At 48.4% G+C, this 4,960-nt stretch carries 7 protein-coding genes; 5 read left to right on the top strand and 2 right to left on the bottom strand.

Annotation, left to right across the window (positions count from 1 at the left end; translation table 11 throughout):
* Both Q0438_RS00645 and Q0438_RS00640 read right to left on the bottom strand, forming a co-directional pair.
* A partial coding sequence (locus Q0438_RS00645) for a DUF3737 family protein (protein ID WP_299186159.1) occupies nt 1–831 on the bottom strand: 831 nt, incomplete at its 3' end.
* Nucleotides 832–1,062: 231 nt separating this feature from the next.
* Nucleotides 1,063–1,542, bottom strand: a complete 480-nt coding sequence (locus tag Q0438_RS00640; protein ID WP_299186156.1) for a hypothetical protein — start codon at nt 1,540–1,542, stop codon at nt 1,063–1,065.
* Nucleotides 1,543–1,655: 113 nt separating this feature from the next.
* Here Q0438_RS00640 and Q0438_RS00635 point away from each other — a divergent pair, with 113 nt between their 5' ends.
* The 5 genes from Q0438_RS00635 to Q0438_RS00615 all read left to right on the top strand — a co-directional run.
* Entirely contained in the window at nt 1,656–2,018 is a 363-nt protein-coding gene (locus Q0438_RS00635; protein WP_297917808.1) for a DUF1508 domain-containing protein, read from the top strand.
* Nucleotides 2,019–2,465 (top strand): hypothetical protein, encoded by a 447-nt coding sequence (locus tag Q0438_RS00630; protein ID WP_299186153.1) that lies wholly within the window; start codon nt 2,019–2,021, stop codon nt 2,463–2,465.
* Nucleotides 2,466–3,086: 621 nt separating this feature from the next.
* Nucleotides 3,087–3,557 (top strand): cyclic pyranopterin monophosphate synthase MoaC, encoded by a 471-nt coding sequence (moaC, locus tag Q0438_RS00625; RefSeq protein WP_297896540.1) that lies wholly within the window; start codon nt 3,087–3,089, stop codon nt 3,555–3,557.
* The gene (locus tag Q0438_RS00620) at nt 3,535–3,795 is read left to right on the top strand and encodes a DUF493 domain-containing protein (protein ID WP_297917799.1); all 261 of its coding nucleotides are present in this window, start codon (nt 3,535–3,537) and stop codon (nt 3,793–3,795) included. The genes moaC and Q0438_RS00620 overlap by 23 nt, the downstream gene beginning before the upstream one ends.
* Before the next feature lie 8 nt (nt 3,796–3,803).
* On the top strand, nt 3,804–4,960 hold a 1,157-nt coding region (locus Q0438_RS00615; RefSeq protein WP_299186148.1), incomplete at its 3' end, for a hypothetical protein.

Genomic DNA, 4,960 nt, shown 5'->3' with positions numbered 1-4,960 from the left:
CTCAGTGATGATCTCTATTTTAGACGCGTCGGTCGAGCCGTCTAGGATCAGCTCGCCGATGCTTTCTGCGCGGATCAGCCCACTGCTTGGATTTTTGACGCTATCGATCGCGCCTTTTACCTCGGCATGCACGTCGCTGTATTCAAACGCTAGCGTCGTATTTATGAGCTCGCAGTCTTGCAAGCGCAAATTTTGCATATAGCAAAAGCCCTGCAGGCTCTCGATCTTGCAGTTTCGCAGCGTTACGTTTTTGGAATTCCACCCGAAGTATTCGCCCGCGATGAAGCAGTCCTCGATGAGGATATTTTCGCAGTTCCAAAACGCGTCCTTGGAGAGGAGTTTGGAATTTTTGATCGTTACGTTTTTGCAGCCGTCGAAGCAGTAATCCCCAAAAAGCGATAGATTTTCGATGCTTAAGTTTTCGCAATCAAGCCCGAAATACGCGCCCTTTGCGGTGACGTTTTTTAGCGTGACGTCGCTGCAGTGCCACAAGGTCTCTTGCGCGTCGTGGAATTCCACATTTTGCAACGCGGCGTCTTTTACGCGGCGAAGCCCCTTGGGCGCGCCGTAGAGGCAGTCTTTTAGCACCACGCCGCGGCTATACCAGATCCCTGCGCGCGCGACCTCGTCAAAGAAGCAATCCTGCGCGCGGATATTTTCGGCGTACCAAAACGGATATTTCCACTCAAATTTACAGTTTTGCGCGACTATATTTGCGCTGTGCTTTAACGGCGACTCGCCCTCGCCGAAGACGGAATTTTCGATCCGCAGATCCTTTGCGCCGAACAGCGCGCGCTCGCCGCTAAAGTGCTTTTGTCTTAATGTCTGCATGGCTTTCCTTAGATTTTAAAATTTGCTTCAGATTATACAAGGAATTTCAAAATTCCGCGTAGCTTAGGCGGAGAAAACGAAGGTAAATTTTAAAATTTTATGGCGCGATAGCGACGTCTTAGCTAGGGCGACTCGCAATCCCGCTTACGGCTAAATTTAATGCGCTAAACGCGCGGCAAGCCCACGTTTACGAGCTATGGCTAAAATTACGCGCCGCGGCGCGGGCTAAATTTAATACTCATGGCGGTGTAAAATTATATCTTCGCCGCGCTTTCGATCCGTAGCGCGCCTTCGCAGATCAAAATACACGAAAAGCCCGCTAGGCTCGCCGTCCTCGTAAATTTCAAGCTTGTAGCGCATCACGGCGTGCGTGCACACTGCGACGTCAAGCGCCGCTTCGTAGCCGTCTGCGCTGCGCTCTAGCGGGAATTCCGCATCTCCCATACTCATACTGACGCCCGAAATTTTAACACTCGGATTTTTCAGTTCGCGCGAAATTCCGCTTATTTTTAGCTCGTTTGCTCCCGCTTCGATCGGGCGGCGCGTCACACTAAAAACCGCCTTCTGCCCACCCGCGCTAGTCTCGCAATCCTGAGCGGCTAGGTTGCAGCTAAGGCGCGTCCTTATATCCCTAAACAGCGCGTCGCTCTCATCTGTGGCAAAGCTGAAAGTCGCGATAAAAAGCAGGCAAAAAGATAGAAATTTAGCCATAACGATCCTCGTAAATGAAATTTGCGCGCAATTTTAGCGAAAATTCTCGCCCTTTTAAGAATATTGATTAAATTCGGCTAAAATAGCGAATATCTTCTACGAAAGGATGAAAAATGGCTGAGTTTTTAATCAAAGACGCCAAGGACGGCTGCAAATTCGATCTACTTTATGACGGGCACGTACTGTGCACCTCCGAGGTTTACACGAGTAAGGCCGCTTGCAAAAACGGCATCGAAAGCGTCGCAAAAAACGCCGCGCTAAATAAGATCGAGGATCAAATCGCGGGCGGCGAGAAGCTAAACAATCCGAAATTTGAGCTCTACACCGATAAAGCCGGCAAGGTTCGCTTCCGCCTAACGGCTAGCAACGGACAGATCATCGCCGTTAGCAAGGATTTTGAGGCTAAGGCGGACGCCCTAAAAGTAATAGAGCTTATCGTAAAACAGGCCCCGAAAGCCAAGATCAAGGAGGCGTAAATGGACATAAACGGACTTGTAAATATGGTCTCCGCGCTCAAAAGCGACGATAAAAATTTAAGAGAATTTCAAAGCGGCCCGGTCGCTTTTATCGAGAAATTTTTAGGCGTGGACCTGCCCGACGATCAGATAAATGCGATAATTGCGGGCATCAGCTCAAATTTTTTAAGCAAAAACGAAAGCGGCGGATCTAGCTCGCTAGGCTCGATGCTGGGCGGACTTTTGGGCGGCGGCGAGGACGTACAAGCAAACGCCGTCGATAGCAAAGGGGTGGATTTTAGCGCGCTGATCGGCAAAATCGCAAGCGCCAAGCTCGACCTAAACGGCGACGGCAAAATCGATATCAACGACGCAAGCAGCTTTTTGGGCGATCTTTTAGGAGGCGGTGCAAACGGCGAAGATAAGGGGCTAAATTTAGGCAGCCTGCTAAAAACGTTTAAAATTTAAACGAGGTTAAATTTAAAGGGCAGGCCGGATTTTGCGCGACGATGTTTAAATTTACGGCGCGCTATTTTAATCCGTGCCTGCGTACTACGGCGCTCGCGTGAAGGGTTTAAATTTATGCTGTATTGCGCGTAAAAACCTCGCACTTAATTAAGGTGGGCTCAAATTTAAAGCAAAAGTTATTTAAAATTTAAGCCCGTTTCGCCTTTGCAGCGTTTTGTTTATGGCACCTTGACGGAGCGCCCCGCTCGATCCTCTTTAAACCCTCGCTTCAAGATGAAACAATCTCAAATGCCGCTTAAATTTTATCTTTGCCATTTAGCGTACGCTTCAAATTTAATCGCTCTTTGGCTCCGTTTTATTTTGTACTGATTCAAATCTCCTCGCAGCGCGTCATAATAAGTCGTCAAATTTCATCAAAATTTTAAAAACGGCTATAAATTAAGCGTGAAAGTGCTCGCCTAAAAAGGATATATTTTATTTCTATTTACTGTTTAGGTAGTATAATCGTCCTTGTCCGACAAGATAAAACCTCCTTTTTGTATGAAGCCCGAGTTTAAAAGCTCGGGCTTTTTTTATGCCCGAAATTCTGCTATAATCCCGCCAAAAACTACAAGGAATTTTATGCTTTCACATATCGACGAAAACAATATGCCCCGCATGGTGGATGTCGGCGCCAAGGACGATAGCGAGCGCGTAGCCACCGCTAGCGGCATCATACGAATGAGCGCGGAGGCGTTTGCCGCCGTCAAGCAAAACACTGCCAAAAAAGGTCCCGTGCTTCAAACTGCCGTCGTTGCCGCGATAATGGGCGCTAAAAAGACGAGCGAATTAATACCTATGACCCATCCGCTTACGATTACTTCGATTAAAACCGATATTGAGGAACTTACGAGCGAATGCGCGTTTAAGCTTTTCGTAACTGTAAAAATCACCGGCAAAACGGGCGTCGAGATGGAGGCGCTAACGGGCGTGAGCGTGGGGCTGCTGACAATCTATGATATGCTAAAAGCGATAGATAAGTCGATGCAGATCACCGATGTAGTGCTGCAGCGCAAAGAGGGAGGCAAGAGTGGCGTGTATATTAGGAGCTGAAAAGCCCAAAATCGACTATCCGCTCTTTTGGGAATACAAAATCATCCTGGACGCAAGCACCCAAAAGCGCGAGCAGATCGATGAAATTTTAAAGGGCGAAAATTACAAAATAGACTTTTCGCGCTTCTCAAACGGCGGCAAATATATGAGTTTCAACGCAAGCGTCTTCGTAAATAGCGATACGCACAGAAATGAAATTTTCGAGCGCTTAAAGGCTCATTTTAAATACATACTGTAGGAGAGGATATGAAGGAAAAACTGATAGAAAAATTCGGCGCCGATCTCGCGCAAATTTCACAAGCCGAGCTGGCGGCCTGCGTGCAAAATTTAGCCTTTGAACAGAGCCTGAAGTCTCTGTGCGGGCTAAGCGAAGATGCAAAAAGCGCTAAAAGCGCCGAGCTAATTTTAAGCTTTGCCGCCGAGCTTAACGAAATAGGAGCGCTAAAGGACGCCTCCTCCGAAGCGTTAATCGAAGGGGTGAAAAAGGCGCTGTGCGACGAGGACGAGCAGGCTCTTTACAAGCTCATCTACGACTACGACGATCTGCGCAAAAAGATCGCTTGTAAACAAAAGGCGATTAAAACCCTTGTTCTGCGCAGCTACGACGATCTGGATACCGCGCTGCAAAACGCAAGTGAAACAGAAGGAAAAGAGCGCATAGGCGCAGCGCTACAGCGAGCGATTGCGAGCAAACTTCCGCTTGCGGACGTGCTGAAAGAAGCAAGCGAGCTAGCCTTCATAAGCGTGCTCGAAAGCGGCACCGACATCGAAGATACCGCGCACGAGACGGCGAAAAATATCGCATTTTCGGCTATCGGAGATGGGGAATTTACGAAATTCCGCACAAAAGAAATTTCAAAAATCATCATAAATCGCGCGATTTTCGTCGCAAACGAGAGCAAAAATACCGCCTCCGCGCTGATTAGAGGCGCGATTTTAGGCTGCTACGACGGCATAAACAAAGCCGCCGAGAGGTACCGCGACGAGCTAAGTTTCTCGCCCGCAGACGACGCGCAGAGCCTAGAGGAGAAAAAGCTTCAAATTTCGCAGATGAGCGAGCTATTTAGCGCGGTTTTAAGCGACGCGGTCGCAAGCTCGGAGGAGCCCGCCAAAAGCGAGATCGCCAAGATCGCCGATGAGGAATTCGGCGGCTATTTGGCTAAATTTAGAAAAATTTCAACCGATCTTGCCGAGCAGCTAAGCGCCAAAATCGGTGAGATCGAGCTTGGCGAGCGCGCGAAAAAGGCAAGCGCCAAGGCGCGCGAAATCACTCAAGAGCTAAGCCAAAAAAGCGCCAAAATCATCGAAAACCTCGATCTGGACGAGAAGCTCGACGCGATAAAAAAGGAGCTTAGCGAATTTGAAAAGAAGATGAGCCAAAAATTTGCCGAGCTAAAAAGCTC

Origin of the sequence: uncultured Campylobacter sp. (assembly GCF_938030785.1) — a bacterium.
GTDB lineage: Bacteria > Campylobacterota > Campylobacteria > Campylobacterales > Campylobacteraceae > Campylobacter_B.
The sequence above is the reverse complement of the archived record's forward strand: the minus strand, read 5'-3'. Positions and strand labels throughout refer to the sequence as shown.

Bases quoted from the DNA above. Each gene is read 5' to 3' on its own strand.
- Q0438_RS00635 (WP_297917808.1), top strand. From the start codon at position 1,656: ATGGCTGAGTTTTTAATCAAAGACGCCAAGGACGGCTGCAAATTCGAT.
- Q0438_RS00640 (WP_299186156.1), bottom strand. From the start codon at position 1,542: ATGGCTAAATTTCTATCTTTTTGCCTGCTTTTTATCGCGACTTTCAGC.
- moaC (WP_297896540.1), top strand. From the start codon at position 3,087: ATGCTTTCACATATCGACGAAAACAATATGCCCCGCATGGTGGATGTC.
- Q0438_RS00630 (WP_299186153.1), top strand. From the start codon at position 2,019: ATGGACATAAACGGACTTGTAAATATGGTCTCCGCGCTCAAAAGCGAC.